The sequence below is a fragment of the Pseudonocardia sp. 73-21 genome, assembly GCF_001899645.1.
Classification (GTDB): domain Bacteria; phylum Actinomycetota; class Actinomycetes; order Mycobacteriales; family Pseudonocardiaceae; genus Pseudonocardia.
Genome location: NZ_MKVV01000040.1, coordinates 49,041 through 71,627 on the forward strand (window position 1 = coordinate 49,041; position 22,587 = coordinate 71,627).

Annotated in this window: 21 protein-coding genes and 1 tRNA gene; 10 read left to right on the top strand and 12 right to left on the bottom strand. The window is 73.6% G+C overall.

Going from position 1 to position 22,587, the window contains the following annotated elements; all coding sequences use genetic code 11:
• The first annotated feature begins 169 nt into the window (after nucleotides 1-169).
• Nucleotides 170-805 carry a VOC family protein gene (locus tag BGP03_RS11615; protein ID WP_298795382.1) on the top strand — a complete coding sequence of 212 codons (636 nt, stop codon included), beginning with the start codon at nucleotides 170-172 and terminating at the stop codon, nucleotides 803-805.
• Between the two features lie 15 nt (nucleotides 806-820).
• Here the strand turns inward: BGP03_RS11615 and BGP03_RS11620 are convergent, their stop codons facing one another.
• Together BGP03_RS11620 and BGP03_RS11625 are read right to left on the bottom strand one after the other, a co-directional pair.
• Complete coding sequence (locus tag BGP03_RS11620; RefSeq protein WP_296372170.1) at nucleotides 821-1,231, bottom strand: hypothetical protein; 411 nt, start codon at nucleotides 1,229-1,231, stop codon at nucleotides 821-823.
• A gap of 75 nt (nucleotides 1,232-1,306) precedes the next feature.
• Complete coding sequence (locus tag BGP03_RS11625) at nucleotides 1,307-1,546, bottom strand: hypothetical protein (protein ID WP_298795381.1); 240 nt, start codon at nucleotides 1,544-1,546, stop codon at nucleotides 1,307-1,309.
• Between the two features lie 118 nt (nucleotides 1,547-1,664).
• On the opposite strand from BGP03_RS11625, the gene BGP03_RS11630 reads away from it, so the two are divergent.
• A complete protein-coding gene (locus BGP03_RS11630; RefSeq protein WP_298795380.1) occupies nucleotides 1,665-2,066 on the top strand; it encodes a MarR family winged helix-turn-helix transcriptional regulator in 402 nt (133 codons plus the stop codon).
• A 127-nt stretch (nucleotides 2,067-2,193) separates the two neighbouring features.
• Nucleotides 2,194-2,331: a hypothetical protein gene (locus tag BGP03_RS11635; RefSeq protein ID WP_296372173.1), complete on the top strand. Its 138-nt coding sequence runs from the start codon at nucleotides 2,194-2,196 to the stop codon at nucleotides 2,329-2,331.
• Between the two features lie 32 nt (nucleotides 2,332-2,363).
• On the opposite strand, the gene BGP03_RS11640 is transcribed toward BGP03_RS11635, so the two are convergent.
• From BGP03_RS11640 to BGP03_RS11670, 7 genes are all read right to left on the bottom strand, one after another.
• The gene (locus BGP03_RS11640; RefSeq protein ID WP_296372174.1) at nucleotides 2,364-2,528 is read right to left on the bottom strand and encodes a hypothetical protein; all 165 of its coding nucleotides are present in this window, start codon (nucleotides 2,526-2,528) and stop codon (nucleotides 2,364-2,366) included.
• Between the two features lie 38 nt (nucleotides 2,529-2,566).
• Entirely contained in the window at nucleotides 2,567-2,935 is a 369-nt protein-coding gene (locus tag BGP03_RS11645; RefSeq protein WP_296372175.1) for an ATP-binding protein, read from the bottom strand.
• A 214-nt stretch (nucleotides 2,936-3,149) separates the two neighbouring features.
• On the bottom strand, nucleotides 3,150-3,266 hold the full coding sequence (locus tag BGP03_RS11650) for an ATP-grasp fold amidoligase family protein (RefSeq protein WP_296372197.1): 117 nt from the start codon (nucleotides 3,264-3,266) through the stop codon (nucleotides 3,150-3,152).
• 175 nt (nucleotides 3,267-3,441) lie between these two features.
• A complete protein-coding gene (locus BGP03_RS11655; protein WP_296372176.1) occupies nucleotides 3,442-3,768 on the bottom strand; it encodes a hypothetical protein in 327 nt (108 codons plus the stop codon).
• Complete coding sequence (locus tag BGP03_RS11660; RefSeq protein WP_298795379.1) at nucleotides 3,765-4,169, bottom strand: hypothetical protein; 405 nt, start codon at nucleotides 4,167-4,169, stop codon at nucleotides 3,765-3,767. The genes BGP03_RS11655 and BGP03_RS11660 overlap by 4 nt, the downstream gene beginning before the upstream one ends.
• A gap of 836 nt (nucleotides 4,170-5,005) precedes the next feature.
• On the bottom strand, nucleotides 5,006-5,236 hold the full coding sequence (locus BGP03_RS11665; RefSeq protein WP_296377453.1) for a hypothetical protein: 231 nt from the start codon (nucleotides 5,234-5,236) through the stop codon (nucleotides 5,006-5,008).
• Between the two features lie 151 nt (nucleotides 5,237-5,387).
• Nucleotides 5,388-5,918, bottom strand: coding sequence for a DUF6328 family protein (locus tag BGP03_RS11670; protein ID WP_296377454.1), 531 nt, complete (start codon nucleotides 5,916-5,918; stop codon nucleotides 5,388-5,390).
• Nucleotides 5,919-6,294: 376 nt separating this feature from the next.
• On the opposite strand from BGP03_RS11670, the gene BGP03_RS11675 reads away from it, so the two are divergent.
• From BGP03_RS11675 to nrfD, 7 genes are all read left to right on the top strand, one after another.
• Nucleotides 6,295-11,190 carry a SpoIIE family protein phosphatase gene (locus tag BGP03_RS11675; RefSeq protein ID WP_298795374.1) on the top strand — a complete coding sequence of 1,632 codons (4,896 nt, stop codon included), beginning with the start codon at nucleotides 6,295-6,297 and terminating at the stop codon, nucleotides 11,188-11,190.
• A 154-nt stretch (nucleotides 11,191-11,344) separates the two neighbouring features.
• On the top strand, nucleotides 11,345-13,207 hold the full coding sequence (locus BGP03_RS11680; RefSeq protein ID WP_298795372.1) for a SpoIIE family protein phosphatase: 1,863 nt from the start codon (nucleotides 11,345-11,347) through the stop codon (nucleotides 13,205-13,207).
• Nucleotides 13,204-13,599: an STAS domain-containing protein gene (locus BGP03_RS11685; protein WP_296377457.1), complete on the top strand. Its 396-nt coding sequence runs from the start codon at nucleotides 13,204-13,206 to the stop codon at nucleotides 13,597-13,599. Before BGP03_RS11680 ends, BGP03_RS11685 begins: the two co-directional genes overlap by 4 nt.
• Nucleotides 13,596-13,994: an ATP-binding protein gene (locus BGP03_RS11690; RefSeq protein WP_296377458.1), complete on the top strand. Its 399-nt coding sequence runs from the start codon at nucleotides 13,596-13,598 to the stop codon at nucleotides 13,992-13,994. The genes BGP03_RS11685 and BGP03_RS11690 overlap by 4 nt, the downstream gene beginning before the upstream one ends.
• Before the next feature lie 90 nt (nucleotides 13,995-14,084).
• Entirely contained in the window at nucleotides 14,085-17,300 is a 3,216-nt protein-coding gene (gene fdh, locus BGP03_RS11695) for a formate dehydrogenase (RefSeq protein ID WP_298795370.1), read from the top strand.
• Nucleotides 17,300-18,226 carry a 4Fe-4S dicluster domain-containing protein gene (locus BGP03_RS11700; RefSeq protein ID WP_298795367.1) on the top strand — a complete coding sequence of 309 codons (927 nt, stop codon included), beginning with the start codon at nucleotides 17,300-17,302 and terminating at the stop codon, nucleotides 18,224-18,226. Before fdh ends, BGP03_RS11700 begins: the two co-directional genes overlap by 1 nt.
• Nucleotides 18,223-19,227: an NrfD/PsrC family molybdoenzyme membrane anchor subunit gene (gene nrfD / locus BGP03_RS11705; RefSeq protein WP_298795365.1), complete on the top strand. Its 1,005-nt coding sequence runs from the start codon at nucleotides 18,223-18,225 to the stop codon at nucleotides 19,225-19,227. The genes BGP03_RS11700 and nrfD overlap by 4 nt, the downstream gene beginning before the upstream one ends.
• Before the next feature lie 62 nt (nucleotides 19,228-19,289).
• Here the strand turns inward: nrfD and BGP03_RS11710 are convergent.
• The 3 genes from BGP03_RS11710 to selA form a co-directional block, all read right to left on the bottom strand.
• A tRNA-Sec gene (locus BGP03_RS11710) sits at nucleotides 19,290-19,385 on the bottom strand.
• Nucleotides 19,386-19,402: 17 nt separating this feature from the next.
• Nucleotides 19,403-21,286: a selenocysteine-specific translation elongation factor gene (locus BGP03_RS11715; RefSeq protein ID WP_298795363.1), complete on the bottom strand. Its 1,884-nt coding sequence runs from the start codon at nucleotides 21,284-21,286 to the stop codon at nucleotides 19,403-19,405.
• Nucleotides 21,277-22,581 carry an L-seryl-tRNA(Sec) selenium transferase gene (selA, locus tag BGP03_RS11720; RefSeq protein WP_298795361.1) on the bottom strand — a complete coding sequence of 435 codons (1,305 nt, stop codon included), beginning with the start codon at nucleotides 22,579-22,581 and terminating at the stop codon, nucleotides 21,277-21,279. The genes BGP03_RS11715 and selA overlap by 10 nt, the downstream gene beginning before the upstream one ends.
• Nucleotides 22,582-22,587 lie beyond the last annotated feature (6 nt).

Here is a 22,587-nt window from a genome sequence, read left to right on the forward strand (position 1 = left end):
GACGAGGCCGTTCGATCATTCAGAGCGGGATCCACCGGATCTGATACGAGGCCCGGCGGCGGTCACCGCCCCCGCCGGACGCCCTCCCCCGCCCGTCACCACGGAGTGACCCGCGGCCTGCGACCCTGTAGCTCGCCCGCCGTCGACCGACCGCGCCGGAAGGACCCCGATGACCATCGACCCGCAGCTCGACCACCTCGTCTACGCGGTGCCCGACCTGGCCGCCGCCGTTTCCGCGTTCGCCGCGGCCACGGGCGTCCACCCGGTCGCCGGCGGGCGGCACCTGGGCCGCGGCACGCGCAACGTCCTCGTCGGCTTCGGTGGCTCCGCCTACCTGGAGATCATCGGCCCGGACGTGGAGCTTCCCGCCGACGACGACGCCACGGTCCCGTTCGGCGTCGACACGCTGACGGCCCCGAAACTCGTCACCTGGGCGGTGCACCCGCCCGACATCGAGGCCGCCGCCCGGGCGTCCGCCGCCGCCGGTGCCGATCTGGGCCCGATCGGGCCGCTGTCGCGCCGGACCCCCGATGGCGACCTGCTCGAGTGGCGGCTCGCCTCGACCGTGCCCGCGCCGCTGGACGGGATCACGCCGTTCCTCATCGACTGGGGCACCACCGCGCACCCGGCCACCGCACCCGGCCTGCCGGCGCTGACCCTCGTGGAGCTGACCGCCACCCACCCCGATCCCGACGCGGTGCCGGCGGTGCTGCGCGCGCTCGACGTCCACCTGCCGGTGGGGCCCGGTCCCGCCGCGCTCACCGCACGGCTCGACACCCCGCGCGGCCCGTTCGTCCTCACCTGAGACGGGGCGCGCCGTTCAGGCCGGGCCGGTGCTGCGCGCCCGACCCGCGGCCACGGCCCAGCGCCAGCTGTCGAGCACGGCGGCCAGCCCGGGCGGGCACACCCGTTCCGCGGCCCCGTCGCCCTCCAGACCGGCGAGCACACCGGGCCAGACCGCTGCGTCGCGGGTCGCGCCGCGGACCCAGTGCAGGCCGACGAGCCGGTTCAGCACCTCGATCCGGCGAGGCCGGTCACCCATCACCACCGCGGTCTCCAGGGCCCGGTCGAGCAGCGCCACCGCGGTGTCGGGCGCCCGGTCGTCGGCCAGCCGGAGGTAGCTGCGGACGACGCAGCGCAGGTCACCGACGGTGCGGAAGGTGGACAGCGCCGCTTCGGCGTGCCCGGCTCCCGCCGGTCCCGGGAGCAGGGCTTCTCCCGCGTCGCCCATCTCGACGGCGGCATCCTCGCCTGGCGCGAGGCGGGCCGCCCGGTAGCGGCACCGGCCGGCTGAGGGGGGCCGCCGCTACCCGTCGGCGGTGGCCGCACGCCAGGCGTCGGCACGTTCCTCGGGGCGACGCAGATCACGGGCGGCCGCGACGCCGTCCTGCTGCTCCGGGGTCGCCGCGCTCCGTGCCACCGCGCCTTCGGCCTCGGCCAGTTCCCGTGCGGCCGCCGCCCCGTCGACGTCGGGAAACGCCTCTGCCAGCTCCTCGATCGCGTGCTCGTCCGGCGCGTACCCGTCGTCGTGTGTGGTCCTGTCCATCTCTCGATCGTCGACCTGTCCGGAGGATCTCGCGAGTCGGTCGGATGTCACCCGGTACCGCCGCGCCCCGGTACGGGCGGCGTTGCGGTCCAGATCGCGTGCGGACGCCGCCGAGACCGTGCGCCGCCTGCACGCCGCGGGGCACGCCGATCTGCGGACCTCGCACGGCTATGTGGTGCAGCACGTCGTCGAAGGGCCGCGGCCGGTCGGCGAGATCGCGACGCGCATGGGGATCACCCAGCAGGCCGTATCGAAGACGGTCGGCGAGCTGGTCGGGATCGGCTACCTCGAACGCACCACCGACCCGGCCGACGCGCGGGTCCGGCTCGTCGGACTCTCCGCGCGGGGGCGCACCGCCGTGACCGCGACCCGGCGGATCCGCGACGAGGTGCAGTCCGAGCTCGCCGCCGTGCTCGGCGAGGAGCGCACGGCGGCCCTGCACGAGACGGCGCTCGCCGCGCTGGAGTGGGCGGGCGGCGGCGACACCATGCGCACCCGCCAGGTGCCGGAATCGACCTGAGCGTGGGCGACGACGAGGTCGTGCACCGCTCACACCCGACGGCCGGCGGTGGCGGGCGGCCGATCCCGAGCTGCCCGAGCAGGTCCGGGCCCGGCTGCTGCACCACCTCGGCACCGCCCGGTCGGCCGTGGGTACCGCGGAGCGGGCCGGCGACGACACGGTGGTGACCGCCGCCCGTGCGCGCGTCGGCGCGGCCAAGCGGGGACTCGGTGAACGCGGCACCCCGTGGTGGGAGCAGGACGCCGAGGCCCGCCGCGCCCGCTGAACCGCGGCATTCGAGCTCGACGGTCCGGGTGATCAGCCGGCCTGAGCCGTCCGGACGACGTCCACGATCGGCGCGGGCGCCGGGACCGTCAACGACGTGTCCTCGAAGCAGAGGACCACCGCGGTGGACCGGGGGTGCCGCCCGGGGCCCATCCCGATCTCGACGCCGGTCCGCTCCAGCCCCGGCCGGCTACGCATGGCGTCGTCGAGCGAGCCGACCGGGAGCGGCCGGGTTCTCAGCAGGGCGAGATCTCGGCCCACACCGTCTTGCCCCGGCCGGCGGGATCGGGCGTGCAGTCCCAGTGGCTCGCCAGGGCGTCCACCATCTGCAACCCCCGACCCCGGGCCGCGAACGGATCGTGGGCACGCAGCAGCGGTGGCGCGTCGCAGTGGTCCCGGACGGCCACCCGCAGCACGTCGGCCCGGCGACTGACCGACACGGTCAACGGGGTACGAGCGTGGTCGACCGCGTTGCTCACCAGCTCGCTCGCCACCATCAGCGCCACGTCGACGTCGTCGTCGGACAGCCCCCAGCAGCACAGGAGCGCCCGCACACGCCGCCTGGCCTCGAAGGCCGCACCGGCGACGGGCTCGAACCTCCACACCACATGCGCTCCGTCCGTAGCAACCGGTCCCGTCCCATGTACGACGTGGGCGGGGTACCCGCCGCTCACGGCGCCAATCGCCACACGGACCAGGGCGGACCGGACGGGACGAGGCCGCGCTCGCCGGCGCCCGTCCGACGGTCACCGGTACCGCCGCGGCACGGTCCACGGTCGGCCGAACTCCTCGTCGAACGCCTCGGGATCGAACAGGCTGTCACCCCCCGGCCGGAAAGCTGGTCAGCTCACCGAACACGACCCGGCCGTCGATGTCGTAGAGATCGACGCGCACGAAGTCGGTACCGGCCCCGAGGCGCTCGGCCACCTGGATCATCTCCGGCACGCAACATCTTGTAGCGCACCTTCTCGCGGAACGTGCAGGGGTTGCGGGTGCGCCACAGACGGACCGCGCGCACGACCCGGCTCCGCTCGCGCCACCGGACGGCACGCACGCCGACCTCACCGTGAACACCCCGTCGGAGCGAGCCTGGCCGCATCACCTGCCCAGGTTACGGCCGCCCCCGGCGGGTCCGGATCGTCAGCGCCGCCGCCTCAACCGGGTCGTGCAGCCGGTGGCGGCCGTTGCCGTCGGGCACGGGCGGTTCATCCCGCACCTCGACGTGTGCGGTCGACGGCACGTCTCTGTCGATCCGCCTGCCGTGCTGCCGGCACTCGCTCGCCTCGAGGGGACTCACTCGTCCACGGGCCAACCAGATGCGGGACGACGCCCGCTCGCGGCGGATCCGCGTGGACCGGAGGCCGATCAGCAGAGCGATCGTCACGGCGACGAGGAACCCGGTGGCGAGGCCGACGACGATCCATCCGCCCGCCGTCATCGAGTGGTCGTCGTGGTCGAGGGCACCAGACGCACGTGTCGGCGGTCCCGAGCGACGATCCCGGCCGCATCTCCGCGACGGGCCAGGATCTCGGCGGCTTCGAGCAGTGCCCAGATGTGGTCCTCGACCGGGCTGTCGGCGTCGAGGTGCATGACCCAGTCACTGCCTGAGGCACTGAGGATCGCGACCGCATCCCGAAGCGGACTGTAGGTGATCGTCAGCTGCGGCCGCTGCGCGTGCGGCTCGGGGTGGACGGAGTGAAGGTGGTCCATGGCATGAGGCGTGACGACGCGCGACGTGAGGCTGTCGCAGGCCGCGGCACGCGGCTCCTCTCGTGTCTCAGCGCGGCACCGGCAGTCGCGGGGTCTCGGCTTAGCCAGCACTGAGCGGATGGGTGTCACAGGAAGTGACGGTCTCATCACGGCGTACGTGGGTGCGTCGAACACCGGCCGTGGGATGTTGCGCGAGAGCCGAGGATTCACTCGAATGGTCCATGCCGAGCACGTCACGGTGTGCCGCTCGTCGATGGTGGTCAGGTGGGCGCGGACCCGGCACGGCCCGGCCGCTGGGACCGGAAGAAGTCCCACACGACCGTCGCGGCCCGCGGGCCGACGGGATCGCGGGGGCTCGAGTTCGTCCACGGCCGTCACTCCGCGGCCGCGTCGAGGATCGCCGTCGCGGCGGCCGCGGCCCGTTCCGCCGCCTCGGCGACGGGCAGCGCACGGAGGTCGGGCGGATGGACCTCCACGCACCACGGCCCGTCGAACCCGTGGCGCGCACCAGCCCGACGACGTCGAGGTCCCCCTCGCCGGCGGTTGGGCGAAGCCGCTGCCGGTGAGGGTGGTCGCCACGCCCGGTTCGCCGCGCCTGCTCGCTGATCCGGGTCCGCCCCAGGACGTCGGCGTTGCTGGCCTCGTCGAGGAGGGCTTCCAGGTAGGCGGGTCGGTCGGCGACGATCGCCGCCGAGACGGCGGCGAACACCGCCTGGTCGATCCCCCGCGGGTTGTCGTCGGTGCGCAGCAGGAACGGCGGGATCGGTGCCAGCAGCACCGCGCCGCGCACCCGCGCCGACCCGTGCGTGCCGAGGTAGCGGACGATCTCGCCGATGCCCATCGAGAACCCGACCAGGCTCACCGCACTCAATCGATAGCCGCCAGATCGAGCGACGGTTCGCGATCTTCGTCAACGGACCCGGAGGAGCACCGACCTGGCCCCGACCTCTCCGCTGCGAACGGGACTAGCGCGGCGCGACGCCCGCGCCGGCCCGCCGGGCAGCCCGACGGTCGTGCCACCGCGCCCGTCGCTCGCCGGCGGCTGTTCGCAACGACGTGGTGCGGACCGCGTCCACGATCGGGACGACGACCGCCATCAACGCCAGGAACCCGAAACAGACGAGCACGAATTCGATCACTTCAGTTGCCCTTTCTCCGCCGTGTTCTCGCGAGTACCCGCAGGTGACGTAGATCACTCCTGGATCCTGCTGACCGCTACCCAGCTTGCGGCGGCGGTTTCCCCTCTCCAGCCGCCCGCCCGGTCCGGCGACCGACGTTCGACAGGCTCCATAGGATGGGCGAGGCGGCCACCAGCGCCCTCGACTCCGGCTTCTCTCTCCGGGGCGGCTACTTGTCGTCGTGGACCTCGTCCGAGCCGGGATCGACGACGCCGCTCGACCGGCGCAGCGCCAGTGGCATCACGCCCCACAGCCCGGCGAACAGCACGAACGCGCAGCCCGCTGCGGCAACTCCGGCCGCCGTCCCGGCGACCGTATCGAAGATCAGCAGCACGACGCCGGTCACCGCGAGACCCAACAACCCCAGCCCACCCACCGCGCATCCCTGCCCCACCGACACGAGCACCTGACGGGCGTGCCGCCGGAACAACAGCCGGTGCATGCCGACCGGGGCGATGAGCAGGCCCGTGGCGGCGACGGACAGCGCCGTCGTCACCAGATAGACGGCCTGCGCATGTCCCGGCAGTGTGGGAAACCGCTGCTGGAACGGCACCGTGAGCAACAACCCGGTGAGCAGCTGGACGCCGGTCTGCGCCACCCGGAGCTCCTGGAGCAGGTCCGCCCAGTTGCGGTCCAGCCGCTCGGTGTCGGTCTCGTCGCGCACCCGACGGTTCCACTCGGCGTCGTCGACGTCAGCCACGGCAGCTCACGCTAGCCCCGAACCACTGCACGCGTGGACGACAAGTACGGAGGATCCCGTACCTCGCGTGGCGCGTTCGTCCCCTCCGTTGCGCACCGGGTCACGCAGAGCGTCACGCGGTAGGCCGTCTCACGAGCAGGCGGCCGGGGCGTCAAGGCACCGTCGTCCTCCAGCCCGCTGACCGCCGAACCCGGGAGCGGGGCCCGTCGAGCGTGCGGGGTCATGCTCCGCCCCATCACCGTCCTGACCGGGGTGGCGCCGGCCGATGCGGCGCCCGGAGCAGCCCTCCTCCACCGCCCAGCACGCGGTCTCCTGATCGCGGCTGGCTGAGGTGGCGACCCGGTGCGCCTGCGGCTAGCGTTCACGGGTCTGGTCCGTGAGACGGAGGTCTGGTGACAGCGAGACCACGGGCGACGCGGCGCTCATGAGCGTGGTGATCCGCGACGCCGTCGAGGGGAACGAGGGCCGGGACCCCCTGTTCGCGGGTGCGGGTGAGCTGGGCGAGGTGATGGCGGCCCGGGACTGGACGACCACGTCCGTCGGGCCCCCGGACACCTGGCCGCCCGAGCTGCGCAGCGTGGTGCGCATCCTGCTGACCTCGAAGTTCTCCATGTGGATGGCGTGGGGGCCGGACCTGACGTTCTTCTACAACGACGCGTACCGGCGCGACACCCTGCGGCAGAAACACCCGTGGGCGTTCGGGCGACCTGCCGATGAGGTCTGGGCCGAGGTCTGGGAGGACATCGGCCCGCGGATCCGGTCGGTGCTCGAGACCGGCGAGGCCACGTGGGACGAGAGCCTGCAGCTTTTCGTGGAACGCAGCGGGTACCTCGAGGAGTCCTACCACACGTTCTCCTACAGCCCCCTGGCCGACGCGGGCGGCACGATCTCGGGCCTGCTCTGCGTGGTCACCGAGACGACGGAGAGGGTGCTGAGCGAGCGGCGACTGCGGATCCTCGGCGAACTCGGCGACATCTCCGCGGTCACCGCGCCGACCGTCGATGAGGCCGCCCGCGCAGCGCTGGCCGTCATGGAACGGGCCGAGTTCGACCTCCCGTTCGCGTCGATCTACCTCACCGACCCGGACGGGCAGACCGCTCGGCGCGCCGGGTTCTACGGGATGGTGGACGACGCGCGGGTCGTCCCGGTCCAGATCGACCAGAGCGTCGACCGGCACGCCTGGTCGGTCCTCTCCGACGGCCGGGCGCAGGTGCTGACCGGCACGGACTCGCCCTGCTGCGGCCTGTTCACACCGACGGGATCCGGCTCCGGGGCGCACGGGACCACGCTGCCGACCACCGTCGTCGCCGTGCCACTGGCCGGAGGAGGCGGCGGGGAGGCGGCGGGGGTGCTGTTCGCCGGCGTCAGCCCGTTCCGCGCCCTGGACACCGAGTACCGGAGGTTCATCGACCTCGCGGCCCGGCAGGTGGCGACCGCCATCGCCGACGCCGCCGCCTTCCAGGCCCAGCGGCGCCGGGCCGACGAGCTGGCCGAGCTGGATCGCGCGAAGACCGAGTTCTTCACCGGGGTCAGCCACGAGCTGCGCACCCCGCTGTCGTTGATCACCGCACCTGCCACGGACAGCCTCGCGGACCGGGCCCACCCGCTACCGGCCGTCCAGCGCGAACGGATCGAGCTGATCGCGCGCAACGGGGGCCGGCTGCGGAAGCTGGTGGACACCATCCTGGACTTCGCGCGCCTCGAAGGTGGGCAGCTCACCCCGGACCGGGTCCCGGTCGACCTGGCCGAGCTGACCCGGGGCATCGCGGAGTCGTTCACCCCGGCCGTCGTCCGTGCCGGCCTCGGCTACGCGCTCGACTGTCCACCGCTGCCGTCCGCGGTCTCCGTGGACGTGGCGATGTGGGAGAAGATCGTCCTCAACCTCCTCTCCAACGCCGTCAAGTACACCCTGAGCGGACAGATCACTCTGGACCTGCGACTCGAGGATCCCCCCTCCGGTGGCGACGACCCCCAGATACGGCTCAGCGTCACCGACACCGGCGTCGGCATCCCCGACGAGGATCAGCCGCTGCTGTTCCGGCGGTTCCACCGGGTGCGCGGGGCGGCCGGTCGCAGCGACGAGGGATCGGGGATCGGGCTGGCGCTGGTCTCCGAGTTGACGGCCCTGCACGACGGCACCGTCGGCGTGCGGAGCGTGCTCGGCCGGGGTTCGACGTTCACCGTGACGTTGCCGGGCTCCTCGCTCACCGGCCGCCCGACCGAGGGGGTCCGCGCGTCGACCGCCGTAGCGCTCTACCGCGAGGAAGCACTGCAGTGGAGCGGTTCCGACGCGGACCCGCCATCCGGGTCCGTGTCGGAGGGTCACGGCGCCGGGGCCGGAGCGGGGTCTCTGGTGGACGCCGGGTCCACGGCCGGCGCCACGGTGCTCATCGCCGAGGACAACCCGGATCTGCGCCGGTTCCTCGCGGCCCTGCTGGCCGGGCAGTACACGGTGGTACTCGCCACCGACGGCGTCGCCGCCCTGAGCCGGGCCCGGGAGCTGGTCCCCGACCTGGTCCTGACCGACGTGATGATGCCCCGCCTCGACGGGTTCGGCCTGCTCGCGGCCCTGCGCAACGATCCCGCGACGGCCACCATCCCGGTCATCATGTTGTCCGCGCAGGCGGGCGAGGAGGCCTCGGCGGACGGCCTGGCCGCGGGCGCCGACGACTACGTGGTGAAGCCCTTCTCCTCACACGACCTGGTGGCGAGGGTCCGCTCCAACCTCCAGCTGGCCCGCCTGCGCAACGAGGAGGCGACCTGGCGTGCCGCGATGATCGACGCTCTGCAGGACTGCTTCTACATCCTCGACGCGGAGTCGGGAGCGATCGTGGAGATCAATGCAGCGATGACGGAGCTGCTCGGGTTGGAGGTACGGGATCTGCCGTGCGGGCCTCCCTACCCGTTCTTCCCCACGGCGGACGAGGACCCCGGCGATCTGGAGATTCTCGAGGGGGCCTTCGCGGCGGCGATGGCGTCCGGCAGCGGTCAGGTCGTGATCCCACTGCGCCACATCGGCACCCGGGCCCGGGTGTGGGCATCGGTGACCTACAGCTCCCTGCGCGACCGGGCGGGCCGGCGGGTGTTCATCTCCACGATGCGCGACGTCACCGCGCAGCGGCGGGCCGCCCATCGCGACGCCGTGCTGGCCGACACGGGACGGCTCCTCGCCGGCAGCGGTCCACTGCGTCACCGGCTGACCCAGTTCGCACAGCTCGCCGTCCGTGAGGTCGCGGATCTGGCCCTGATCTCGGTGGTCGGCCCGGACGGACGCCTCGCGCCGTACGCGGCTGCGCACCGCACCAGCCCCGGCGTGGCCGACGACGTGCTGGGGATGCGCCCGTTCCGGATCCCCGACCAGCTGGCCGACGCGTACCACGCCGGCCGGGCCTTCACACTGGACGATGTCGATGACGACCTGCTGGACGACTTCGGCACGGGTGCCCGCGACATCGTCGCCCGCCACGCGGTGACCGTGCGGAACATCGTCGTCGCCCCGCTCGCCGTGGCGGGTCGGTTGCTGGGCTCGCTGAGCCTGACCGCGATGTCGGGCGGTCACGATGCCGCGCGCGAGACCGTGGTGCTGGCCGAGGAGCTGGGCCGGCGTGTCGCCGGCGCCATCGAGGCCGACAGGGTCGCCGCCCGCGAGCAGCGGTTGCAGCAGGTCACCGCCGAGCTGGCGTCGGCCGCGACACTCGAACAGGCCGCGGTCGCTCTCACGGACGGCATCCTGGGCATCCTCGGCGCCGCGGCCGCGGCGGTCTTCACCGTCGACGCCGACCGAAGCCACATCCGCACCGTGTACAGCGCGGGCTTTCCGCCCGGGATGACGAGGCCGTCGTCCGTCGTCCGGACCAGCACCTCGCTGCCTGCCACGGACGCAGCCCGCACCGGACGGGCGGTCTGGCTGGGCGACCAGGCGGCGTGGAGCGCTCACTACCCCGATTCGGCCACCATCACCACCGTCACCGGAGGCGAGGCCGTCACCGCGCTGCCGCTGATCTCCGGCGGCCGCGTGATCGGCGTGGTGGCCGCCACGTTCCAGACCTCGCGCACCTTCCTGCCCGACGAGCGGGAGTTCGCGTCGACGATCGCCGGGCAGGCCGCGCAGGCGTTCGAGCGGGCCGTACTCGCCGACCAGCGATGGCACCTCGCGCAGACGCTGCAGAACGCCCTGCTGCCACCCGCACTCCCCGACGTTCCCCAGCTGGCGTTGGCTGCCCGCTACGCACCTGCGGTGGCCGACACCTCTGCCGGCGGGGACTGGTTCGACGTCTTCGGTCTCGACGACACCCACGTCGCCCTCTCGGTCGGCGACGTCGTGGGACAGGGTCCGGCTGCGGCGGCGGTGATGGGCCAGCTGCGCGGGGTGTTGTCGTCGGCGCTGCTGCAGGGCCGCACTCCCCCGGAGGCGTTGGAGATCCTCGACCAGTTCGCCGGTCGTGTCCCCGGGGCGCGTGGAAGCACCGCGCTCTGCGCCACCCTCGACATCCGGACGGGTGAGCTGCACTGGTCGGCCGCCGGGCACCCGCCACTGATGCTCATCGGGCCAGGGGACACCCGTTACCTCGACGGCGGCGAGGGCACTCTGCTCGGCATCACCGGCCGGCCGGCCTACGTCGGAGGCCGTGACGTCATGACGCCGGGGGCCAGCGTGCTGCTCTACACCGACGGCCTCGTCGAACGCCGTGGCGAGGTCCTCGACGAGGGGCTCGAGCGGATCGCCACCATCGCCGCCCCGCTCGACCACCTTCCACCGGATGCGCTGGCGGAGGCGCTGCTGCAGGAGGCACTGGCCGGCTCCGACCACGCCGACGACATCGCGATCGTGATCGCCCGCCTGATTCCCGCCCCGCTCCGTGGCCGCCTCACCGCACGACCGACGTGCCTCCCCGGCATGCGGCGCGGTGTGGCCACGTGGGCACGGCTGGCCGGCCTGCCCGAGGCCGTCACGGAGGACCTGCAGCTCGTCGTCAGCGAGGCGGCCTCGAACTCCATCGAGCACGCCTACCGGGACACCGAGCCCGGGGAGTTCACCTACGAGGTCGGCCGCGGACCCGGCGGGACCGTCCACGTCGAGGTGGAGGACTTCGGCCGGTGGCGCCCCCCGCCGGCCGACCCCGGATACCGCGGGCGGGGCCTGGCCGTCATCCACACGTTGGCCCGGGAGGTCACCCTGGACGTGTCGCCGCACGGGACCCGTATCCGCTTCGACATCCCCGCCACCCCCGCGGCGGTACTCGGCCCCGACTCGCACCGCCGATGGCCCTGAGCACACCCCGGCCGCGACATCGGGCCGCAACCGGTCCGAGTCGCTACGCTGCGCCGGTGCCGTTCACCGCCGCAGATCTCCGTGGGATGCCGACGACGGGGGTGACGGCAGGGCCCGAGCACGTGGACCACCCGGCGGACACCAGGCCCGCCGCGTGAACGGGGCGTCGGACGTCGGCCGCGCCCACGTCGCCGCCCTGCAGCGGCTCGCCACAGCGCTGTCCGCCGCGGCGACGCCGTCGGCCGTCGGGAACCTGACGATCACCTCCGTCGCCCAGCTGCTGGGCGCCGACGGGGCCGCCGTGTACACGCCCACGCCGGGACCGGACGGGGCCCCCGCCACGCTTCAGGTCGCGCACGCGTCGGGCTGGCCCACGGACGCGACCCGGCATTTCGGGCTCCTCGATGTCCAGCCCGGCCGGCCCCTGTCGGACGCGGTCCTCACCGGCCGACCGGTCTGGCTGGAGAACCCGCAGCAGTGGGCGGAGCAGTACCCGGAGATGGCCCCGGCCGGAACGTCGAGCGGATTCCGGTCCACGGCCTGTCTCCCGCTGAGGGTGGACGACCGTGATCTGGGTGCGGTCGTGTTCAGCTTCACCCGATCCCGGACGTTCACCCCCGACGAGCGCGAGTACATGGTCGCCACGGCGGCTCTGTGCGCCCAGGCCCTGGACCGGTCCCGGCTGTATGCCGCGGAACTGGCGGCGAGGACGGCGGCGGAGGCCCAACGCGACCGGATGGCCTTCCTCGCCCTCACCGGCCGGCTGATGGAGGCCCCGCTGTCGGTGGACGAACGCCTGCAGCGCGTCGCCGACCTCGCCGTGCCCGAGATCGCCGACTGGTGCGCGGTGCATCTGGTCCGCGACGATCGGGTCGAGCAGATCGCCGTCGCCCACGCCGACCCGGACAAGGTCACGTACGTCGAGCAGCTCCAGCGGCGCTACCCGTCCGATCCCGACGCCGGGGGCGGCGCGATCGCCGTCGCCCGCTCCGGAAAGCCGGTCCTGCTCACCGACATCCCCGACGAGCTGCTCACCGAGGCGGCGGTCGACGACACCCACCTGCAGCTGATCCGCGCGATCGGCATGCGGTCGGCGGTGGTGGTGCCGCTGGTCGTGAGGGGCCGGTCGTTGGGAGCGCTGACCCTCGTGCACGCGGAGTCGGGGCTCCGTTTCACCGACGCCGACCTGGCCTTCGTCGAGCAGCTCGCCGCGACCGCGGCGGTGGCCCTGGACAACGCCCGGCTCTACGAGCAGCAGAGACACATCGCCCACACACTCCAGTCCGCTCTGTTGCCTGCTGTACTGCCCGAGGTGCCGGGCATGCAGGTCGCGGCCCGCTACCGTCCGCAGAGCGCCGACCTCACCGAGGTGTACATCGGCGGCGACCTGTACGACGTCCTCGTCACCGCGCCGTCGCCCGACCCACCGACGAGCCCCGGGGGTTGGGCGGCGATGGTCGGCGACGTGTGCGGAAAGGGGCCCGCTGCCGCGGCACTGACCGCCCTGGTCCGGCACACCTGGCGCGCCCATGTCAGCCAGAACCTCGCACCCGCCGACGTCGTCCGCGGGGTCAATGCGGCCCTCCTGCGAGGCTCCCCCGCGGACACGGCCCGCTTCGCGACCCTCGTGCATGCGCAGCTGCGCACCGATCGCCCCCGCACCACCGTCTCGCTGGTCAGCGCCGGACATCCGCCGCCACTCGTCCTGCGCGGGGACCGCGTCGAGGCCGTCACCGCCCCCGGTACCTTGGTCGGCGTGTACGCGGACCTCGCACTGACCGAGATCGAGATCCGGCTCGACCCGGGAGACTCGCTGGTCCTCTACACCGACGGTGTCACGGAGGGTCGCTCCGCCGATGGCTACTACGGTGCACACCGCCTCGCCGCCGCGGTCAGCCGGTGCGCCGGCGCGACGGCCGACGGCATCGCCGGTGCGTTGCTGGAGGACGTCTGCGCGTTCCAGCACGACCGGTTGTCGGACGACGTGGCGATCTTCGTCATGCAGGCCACGGCATGACCGCCCCGGGGCCCTTCGACGGCGTGGGCGAGCCGACGAGCGCGCTGCGGGTGGAACGCTCGAACGATGGCGACGGCGTCGTACTCGTCCTGCACGGCGAGCTCGACATCACCACGCTGGCCGACGCGGAACGCCACGTCGCCTCGGCCGAGGACGCCGGGGCCGATCTGCTGCTCGACCTGACCCACCTGGAGTTCTGCGACTCGTCGGGGGTTCGGCTGGTCCTTCTCGCCGACGAGCGGGCCCGCGTCGCGGGTCAGCGCCTCACGATCCGGCTCGGCGACGGTCCGGCACAACGCGTCTTCGCGGCACTGGGCCTGCTCGACCGTCTGACCGTGCGGGACGGCAGCGACGACGCCGCGACGGGCACAGTCCCTCGGACACCCCGATGACCGCGATGAGCGCGCTGACCGCCACCATCGTGCTCCCGCCGGTGGCCCGCAGCGTTCCCGCCGCCCGCAGGCTGTTGGGCGAGCTGCTCACCGCCTGGGCGGCAGAGCGCTTTCAGGGCGAGGCCACCCTGCTGCTGAGCGAGCTCGTCACCAACGTCATCCGACACGTCGAGGGGCCCGCCAACCTGACCCTCCGGATCGACCTGGCCGGCCCCGACCTGCGCGTGTGCGTCGCCGACAGCTCGCGCAGCCGACCGACGCCCACCGCCGGTGCCGGCAGCGGCGGAGGATACGGACTGTCGCTGGTCAGCGCGCTCGCCCGCAGGTGGGGCACGGAGGACCATCCCGACGGCAAACAGGTCTGGTTCGAGCTCGGCGCCGTCGGCGGTCCCTGAGGCGCTGTGCTCGATCAGCACGTCGGCCCGCGCCGGTACCTGGTTCCCGGCGAGGGGTTTGGCCGGCCGCTCCCGGGGAACTACATCCTTGTGGGCATGCGAACCTGGATCGACCATTGGCCCGTTGTCCGGCAGTTGACCGGCGACGACCCGCTCGGCCGCGGCACCTCAGCGCGCCACGACGGGGGATCGGTGGACAAGCGGGCCCGCACGCTCGACGCCGACACCGTCACGAAGTCGATCTGCCCGTTCTGCGCCGTGGGGTGCGGACAGCAGATCTTCTCGAGGGACGGGAAGGTCACCCACGTCGAGGGCGACCCGGACTCGCCGATCAGCCGCGGCAAGCTCTGCCCCAAGGGCTCCTCGACGCTGTCGCTGCTCACCGCGCCCACCCGGCAGACGCAGGTCCGCTACCGGCGTCCGCACGGCACCGAGTGGGAGGACCTCGACCTCGACACGGCCGTCGACATGATCGTCGATCGCGTGCTGGCCACCCGCGAGAGCACCTGGCAGGACGTCGACGACCAGGGCCGGCACCTGCGCCGCACGATGGGGATAGCGAGCCTCGGAGGGGCGACCCTCGACAACGAGGAGAACTACCTCATGAAGAAGCTCTACACCGCGATGGGTGCGGTGCAGATCGAGAACCAGGCCCGTATTTGACACAGCTCCACCGTTCCCGGTCTGGGAACCTCGTTCGGTCGCGGCGGCGCCACCAACTACCAGCAGGATCTGGTCAACTCCGACTGCATCGTCATCCAGGGCTCCAACATGGCCGAGGCGCACCCGGTCGGCTTCCAGTGGGTGATGGAGGCCAAGAAGCGCGGCGCCACGGTGATCCACGTCGACCCGCGGTTCACGCGCACGTCCGCGGTGGCCGACCTGCACGTCCCGATCCGGGCCGGCACGGACATCGCGTTCCTCGGCGGGCTGATCCACCACGTGCTGGAGACGGGCACGTACTTCGAGGACTACGTGCGCGCCTACACCAACGCGCCGATGATCCTGCGCGAGGACTTCCGCGACACCGAGGACCTCGACGGGCTGTTCTCCGGTTTCGATCCCGCGACCGCCACCTACGACGTCACGTCGTGGGAGTACGCCGACGACGCCGTCGAGCCGGCCGTCGGCCCGCGCGACGACAGGCCGGTGGCCGAGCACGAGCGCGGCCAGATCGCCGGCTCCGGCGGGGCGCCGATGAGCAAGGAACCCCGGCGTGACGACACGCTGCAGCATCCGCGGTGTGTCTTCCAGGTGCTCCGGCGGCACTTCTCCCGCTACACCCCGGAGATGGTGCACGAGGTCTGCGGGATCGACCCGGAGACGTTCGCGCAGGTCGCCGACGCGCTGACGCGCAACTCGGGCCGCGAGCGCACCAGCGCGTTCGCCTACGCGGTCGGCTGGACCCACCACACCGTCGGCGTGCAGTACATCCGGGCGGCGTCGATCCTGCAGATGCTGCTGGGCAACATCGGGCGCCCGGGCGGCGGCATCCTGGCGCTGCGCGGGCACGCCAGCATCCAGGGCTCCACCGACATCCCGACGCTGTTCGACATGCTGCCCGGCTACATCCCGATGCCGCATGCCCACCGCGAGCAGGACCTGGACACCTTCATCGCCGCCAACACCGGCAACAAGGGCTTCTGGGGCAACATGGACACCTACGTCGTCAGCCTGCTGAAGTCCTGGTTCGGCGACGCGGCCACGCCGGAGAACGACTTCTGCTTCGACCTGCTGCCCCGGCTGACCGGCGACCACTCCAGCTTCCGGACGGTGATGGCGCAGGCCCGCGGCGAGGTGCCCGGCTACTTCGTCATCGGCGAGAACCCGGCCACCGGTACCGCGAACGCCCGCCAGCAGCGCCAGGGCCTCGCGACGCTGGAGTGGCTCATCGTCCGCGACCTGAACATGATCGAGACGGCGACGTTCTGGAAGGACGGGCCGGAGATCGAGACCGGCGAGATGCGCACCGAGGACATCGGCACCGAGGTGTTCTTCCTGCCCGCCGCCGCCCACAGCGAGAAGGACGGCACCTTCACCAACACCCAGCGGCTGCTGCAGTGGCACCACAAGGCCGTGGAGCCACCGGGCGACTGCCGCAGCGACCTGTGGTTCTACTACGAGATCGGGAAGCGGATCAAGGCGCGGCTGGCCGGCTCGACCGACCCGAAGGACCGGGCGCTGCAGGCCCTGACCTGGGACTACCCCGTCGACGACACGGGCGAACCGAGTGCCGACGCCGTGCTGCGCGAGATCAACGGCACCGGCCCCGACGACGCGACGCTCGGGGGCTACACCGAGCTGAAGGCCGACGGCTCCACGCGGTGCGGCTGCTGGATCTACTCCGGCGTCTACGCCGACGAGACCAACCAGTCCCAGCGGCGCAAGCCGGGCCGGGACCAGGACCTCGCCGCCCACGAGTGGGGCTGGGCGTGGCCCGCGAACCGCCGCGTGCTCTACAACCGCGCCTCCGCCGATCCCGACGGGAAGCCGTGGAGCGAGCGCAAGAAGCTCGTCTGGTGGGACGCGGTCGGGAAGACGTGGACCGGCGGCGACGTCCCCGACTTCCCGGCCACCACCGCCCCGGACTACCGGCCGCCCGAGGGGGCGCGGGCCGCCGAGGCCATCGGCGGCGACGAGCCGTTCGTCATGCAGGCCGACGGCCGGGCCTGGCTGCACGCCCCCGCCGGACTGCTGGACGGGCCGATGCCGGCGCACTACGAGCCGCAGGAGTCGCCGGTGCCCAACGCGCTGCACCCCCGGCAACGCGCCAACCCGGCCCGCCAGGAGTTCGATCGCCCGGACAACCGCTACCACCCGGCTCCCGGCATGCCCGGCGCGGACGTCTTCCCGTTCGTGTTCACCACGTTCCGCGTCACCGAGCACCACACCGCGGGCGGCATGAGCCGGTGGACACCGCACCTCAACGAGCTGATGCCCGAGATGTTCCTGGAGGTCTCCCCCGAGCTCGCGGCCCTGCGCGGGCTGGAGAACGGGCAGTGGTGCCACGTGGTCACCGCGCGCTCGGCGATCGAGGGGAAGGCGCTGGTCACCGAGCGGGCCAAGCCGCTGCGGATGGGCGGCACGACGATCCACCAGATCGGTGTGCCGTGGCACTGGGGCTCCAACGGCCTGTCCACCGGCGACGCCGCCAACGAGCTGCTGTCGGTGGCGCTCGACCCGAACGTCCACATCATGGAAACCAAGGCCGCCACCTGCGACATCCGGCCCGGTCGGCGCCCGCACGGGCCCGATCTCGTCACCTTCCTCGCCGACTACCGCCGGCGTGCCGGTCTGGAGACCTGATGAGCAACTCCCTGTACGGGCCCCTGGCGGACCCGTCCGCCGACGCCGGGTACCCCGACGGCCACCCACCGCGCGTCGGGTTCTTCACCGACACCAGCGTCTGCATCGGCTGCAAGGCGTGCGAGGTGGCGTGCAAGGAGTGGAACGCGCTGCCCGCCGACGGCGCGCACCACGACCAGCCGGACCTGCTCGATCTCACGGGCATGAGCTACGACAACACCGGTGCGCTGGGGGCGAGCACCTACCGGCACGTCGCGTTCATCGAGCAGACGGTGCCGCGGCGCGAGTCCCCCACGGTGGACCTGGGCATGCCGGCGCCGCCGGAGGGCCGGGGCGACCCGACCGAGGTCCGCTGGCTCATGTCGTCGGACGTCTGCAAGCACTGCACCCACGCCGCCTGTCTCGACGTCTGTCCGACCGGTGCCCTGATCCGCACCGAGCACGGCACCGTCCTGGTGCAGGACGACATCTGCAACGGCTGCGGCTACTGCATCCCGGCCTGCCCCTACGGCGTGATCGACCAGCGCAAGGGCCCGAAGGAGCTGGGCGGGGGCGGGGCGTTCAAGTGCACGATGTGCCAGGACCGGCTCGGCGCCGGCCTGCAACCGGCGTGCGCCACCGCGTGCCCCACCGAGTCCATCCAGTTCGGGCCGCTCGACGAGCTGCGCGAACGGGCCGACGCCCGGTTGGCCACCCTGCACGAACACGGCGTGCCCGAGGCCCGGCTCTACGGCCACGACCCGGACGACGGGGTGGGCGGGGACGGCGCCTTCTTCCTGCTCCTCGACGAGCCGGAGGTCTACGGGCTGCCCCCGGACCCGGTGGTGACCACCCGCGACCTGCCGTCGATGTGGCGGCACGCCGCCGTGGCGGCGCTGACCGTCGCGGCCACGGTGGCGGCGTCCTTCGTCGGGGGCCGTCGGTGAACGCGCCCGAGGTGGCCGGGGCCGCAGACGCGTCACGGCCGCAGCGGCGACGGCGCAGGGGCCGCGGTGAGCAGCTGATGGTGCCCGACGCGGAGTTCACCTCCTACTACGGCCGCCCGATCATCAAGAGCCCGACCTGGAAGGTCCCCGACGTCCCGCTGTATCTCTACCTGGGTGGCGCCGCGGGCACATCCGCGTCCCTGGCAGCACTGGCCGACCTCACCGGACGTCCCGCGCTGCGCATCGTCGGGCGCTACACGGCGCTGGGTGGGGCGCTGGTCAGCGTGGGTGCGCTCGTCCACGACCTCGGGCGGCCCACGCGGTTCCTCAACATGCTGCGGGTGATCAAGCCGACGTCGCCCCTGTCGGTGGGGTCGTGGATCCTCTCGCCGTTCGGCACGCTCGCCGGGATCGCCGCCGCGTCGGAGCTCACCGGGCTCCTTCCCGGGATCGGACGCCTCGCCGGGGTCGGGGCCGGGCTCGTCGGCCCCGCCATGACCACCTACACGGCGGTGCTGCTCGCCAACACGGCGGTGCCCGCCTGGCACGAGGGCTACCAGGAGCTGCCCTTCCTGTTCGCCGGCAGCGCCATGGCCGCGGGCGGGGGGTTCGGCCTGCTCGCCACCGGTGACGTCACCCCGGCCCGGAGGGTGGCCGTGGCCGGTGCGGCCCTGGAGCTCACCGCCACGGCGGTGCTGGAGCGCCGGATCGGGTTCGCGAGGAAGGCCTACACCACGGGCCGACCCGGCATGCTGCTGAAGGTGGCCCGCGCGGCCACCGTGGCCGGCGCAGCCGCCGCGGTCGCCGGTGGTGTGCTCGGGGGGCGGCGCGGCCGGCTGGCGGGCATCGCGGCCGGGGTGCTGCTCAACGCCGGCTCGGCCGCCACCCGCTTCGGGGTCTTCGACGCGGGCATGGTCTCGGCCAAGGACCCGGCCTACACCGTGGTGCCGCAGCGCGAGCGCATGGCGGCCCGCGAGGCGGCGGCCGAGCGGGAGGTGTAGCCGCCCGTCGATCAGCCCGGCGGGTGGGGATCACCCGGGTCCGGCCGTCCTCACAGGTCCTGTGGCGGAAGCGGACGGGAATCGAACCCGCCTGACCGGGATACCCGGCCACATCGGTTTTGAAGACCGTGGGGGTCACCAGACACCCAAACGCTTCCCTGGGGCTGATCCTGCCCTAGACGAGCCGGTGCCCGCCGTCGGGGGTGCGGCGGGTGCGGCCGGTCCGGGCCAGCAGCTCCAGCAGGGGCACCGCCACGCGCCGGGACGTGCCGAGGGCCTGGCGCGCGGCGCTCAGGGTGAACTCCTCGTCGAGACCCGCGAGCACCTCGACGGCCCGGGCGTCGGCCGTCGGCAGCAGGACCACCCCGTCGGCGACCCGCAGCAGCTCACCGGCCCGGACGAGGGTGGCGAGCTCCCGCGGCCCGAGCCCGAGCTCGGCCAGCCGGTCGGCCTCGGGTGCCGCGAACGGGGCGCGCTCCAGGTCGTGGCGGAGCGCGTCGAGGGCCTCGCGTACGCGCGCGGGCAGGCCGGCGGCCGCCGAACGCACCACCCGGCCGTTGCGCAGGACCAGCCCGGTCGGGTCGGCGTGGCCCTTCTCGGCGTGGCCCTTCTCGGCATGGCTCTTCTGGGCATGGCTCTTCTGGGCATGGCTCTTCTGGGCATGGCTCTTCTGGGCGTGGCGCAGCACGGCATCGAGCAGCTTCGACTCGGGCAGGTCGGCGGCCCGGCGCGCGGCCTCCGTCGACAGGCCGGGGTCGAGGGGGTCGGCGGCGTCGTGCGCGGCCACGGCGGTGACGAGCGCCGCGGCGGCCCGGCTCGCCCGGTCGGGGTCGAGCAGCCACCCGGCCGCCGCCGGCACGTCGAGCCCGGCGATCGACACACCCATCGCGCGCAGGTCGGCGCCGCGGGCCAGACCGCGGCGGGCCAGCTCCTCCGCCGCCGACGACCGGCCCGTCATACCGGCCAGCTCCACCGCCCGCCGGGCCGCCGAGCCGCGGCGACGCAGCGGCGGCGGCCGGACATCGAGGACCGTCAGCCCGGCGGTGACCCGGCGCCGCCCGGGGTCGCGCAGCACCGCACGGTCCCCGATCCGCAGCGGCACCGGCCGCCGCAGCCGTAACCGCACCGTGTCCGCGCCCAGCGGCCGGAGCCGGGCGGGCACCGCCACCGAGCCGACGTGCAGGCTCAGCTCCGACGGCAGCGACGCCACGGCGGGGGTCCCACCGGCACGGACGCCGTGCAGCCGCACGTCGACCACGTCGGTGCCCAGCCAGGCGCCCGGGGTGAGCAGGACGTCGCCGCGGGCCACCGCCTCGAGCGGCAGGCCACGCAGGTTCAGCGCCACCCGGGACACTCCCCGCACCTCACCGACCGGGGCCCCGAGCGTCTGCAGCCCGCGGACGCCCACCCGCCGCGTCCCGTCCGCCGTGAGAAGCTCCAGCTCGTCGTCCGCGCGGATCCGGCCCGCGCCCAACGTGCCGGTGACGACGGTCCCGGCCCCGCGGACGCTGAACGCGCGGTCCACCCAGAACCGGACGTCGGCGGCGGGATCCGGCTCGGGCATGCCGCCGACGAGCTCCCCGAGTGCCGTACGCAGCTCGTCCATGCCCGCGCCGGTGCGCGCGGACACGCAGACGGCGGGCATGCCGGCCAGCGGGGTGTCGGCCAGATGCTCGCGGGCCTCGTCGCGGGCCAGCTCGGGCTCCATCAGGTCGCTGCGGGTGACCACCAGCAGCCCACGGTCGACGCCGAGCGCCACCAGCGCGTCGACGTGCTCGGCGGACTGCGGCATCCAGCCCTCGTCGGCGGACACGACGAGCAGCACCGCGGGCACCGGGCCCACGCCGGCGAGCATGGTGGTGACGAACCGTTCGTGGCCGGGTACGTCGACGAACGCGACGATGGGCCCCGAGGGAAGGGTGGTCCAGGCGAACCCGAGGTCGATGGTCATCCCCCGCCGCTTCTCCTCGGCGAAGCGGTCGGGCTCCATCCCGGTCAGGGCCCGGACCAGCGTCGACTTGCCGTGGTCGACATGGCCGGCGGTAGCGACTACGTGCACCGCAGCACGCAGTTCTGCACGGTGTCGTCGTCCCCCGGGGCGACGGCCCGCAGGTCGAGCAGGCAGCGCCCGTGGTCGAGACGCCCGAGCACAGCGGGGTCACCGGCGCGCAGCAACGCCGCGTACCGCTCCGGCAGGGCGACGGCGGCGCTGGGCAGCACCACCCCCGGCGCGCCGCCCCCGCCGACGGTGGAGTCCGAGTCGACCGCGACGGCGTCGACACCGGCCGCGACCAGCGCGCCGGCCAGCCGGCCGGCGCGGCGACGCAACGCGGCCTGATCGGCGTCGAGCCCGCTCCGCGTCGGGGGCACCGGGCCCCGGAGGGTGGCCTCCAGCGCGGCGAGGGTGAGCTTGTCGACGCGCAGCGCCCGGGCGAGCGGGTGCCGGCGCAGCCGCTGCACCAGCGCCGCGTCGCCCAGCATGATCCCCGCCTGGGGCCCGCCGAGCAGCTTGTCCCCCGACGCCGTCACGAGATCGGCACCCCGGGACAGCGTGGTGGCCGCGTCGGGCTCGTCGGGCAGCAGCGGATGCGGGGCGAGCAGACCCGACCCGATGTCGGCCACCACCGGCACCCCGAGCCCGCGCAGCCCACCGACCTCGACGGAGCGGGTGAAGCCGCTGACCACGAAGTTCGACGGGTGCACCTTGAGCACGAACGCGGTGTCGGGCCCGACCGCGGCGGCGTAGTCGTCGCGGCCGACCCGGTTGGTGGTGCCGATCTCGCGCAGCCGCGCCCCGGTGGCCGTCAGGAGGTCGGGCAGGCGGAACCCGTCGCCGATCTCGACCAGCTCGCCGCGGGCGATGACGATCTCACGGCGGTTCCCGGTGCCCGCGAGCGCCGTGGCCACCAGCGACATCGCCGCCGCCCCGTTGTTGACCACGTGCGCCGCCCCGGCGCCGGGCACGGCCGCGAGCAGCGCGGCGATCGCCCCGGTACCGCGCGGACCACGACCGCCGGTGACGAGGTCGAGCTCCACGTCGCAGGTACCGGCGGCGACGTCCAGCGCCGCCCGGGCGGCATCCGACAGCGGCGCCCGGCCGAGGTTGGTGTGCAGCAGCACCCCGGTGGCGTTGACCACCGGGCGCAGCATGGTCGCGGTACCCGGCAGAACGGCGAGCACGGCGTCCACCACGGCCCCCGGGGCCAGCTCACCGGCCCGGGCCCGGGCCTGCGCCGCGACGACGGCCGCCTTGACCATCGCCCGGCCGAGGCGTTCCTCCGCGGAGGCGACGCGGGGATCGGCCAGGACGACGTCGGTCCTGGGGATGCCACGCCGGGGATCGACGGTCGTCATCTGCAC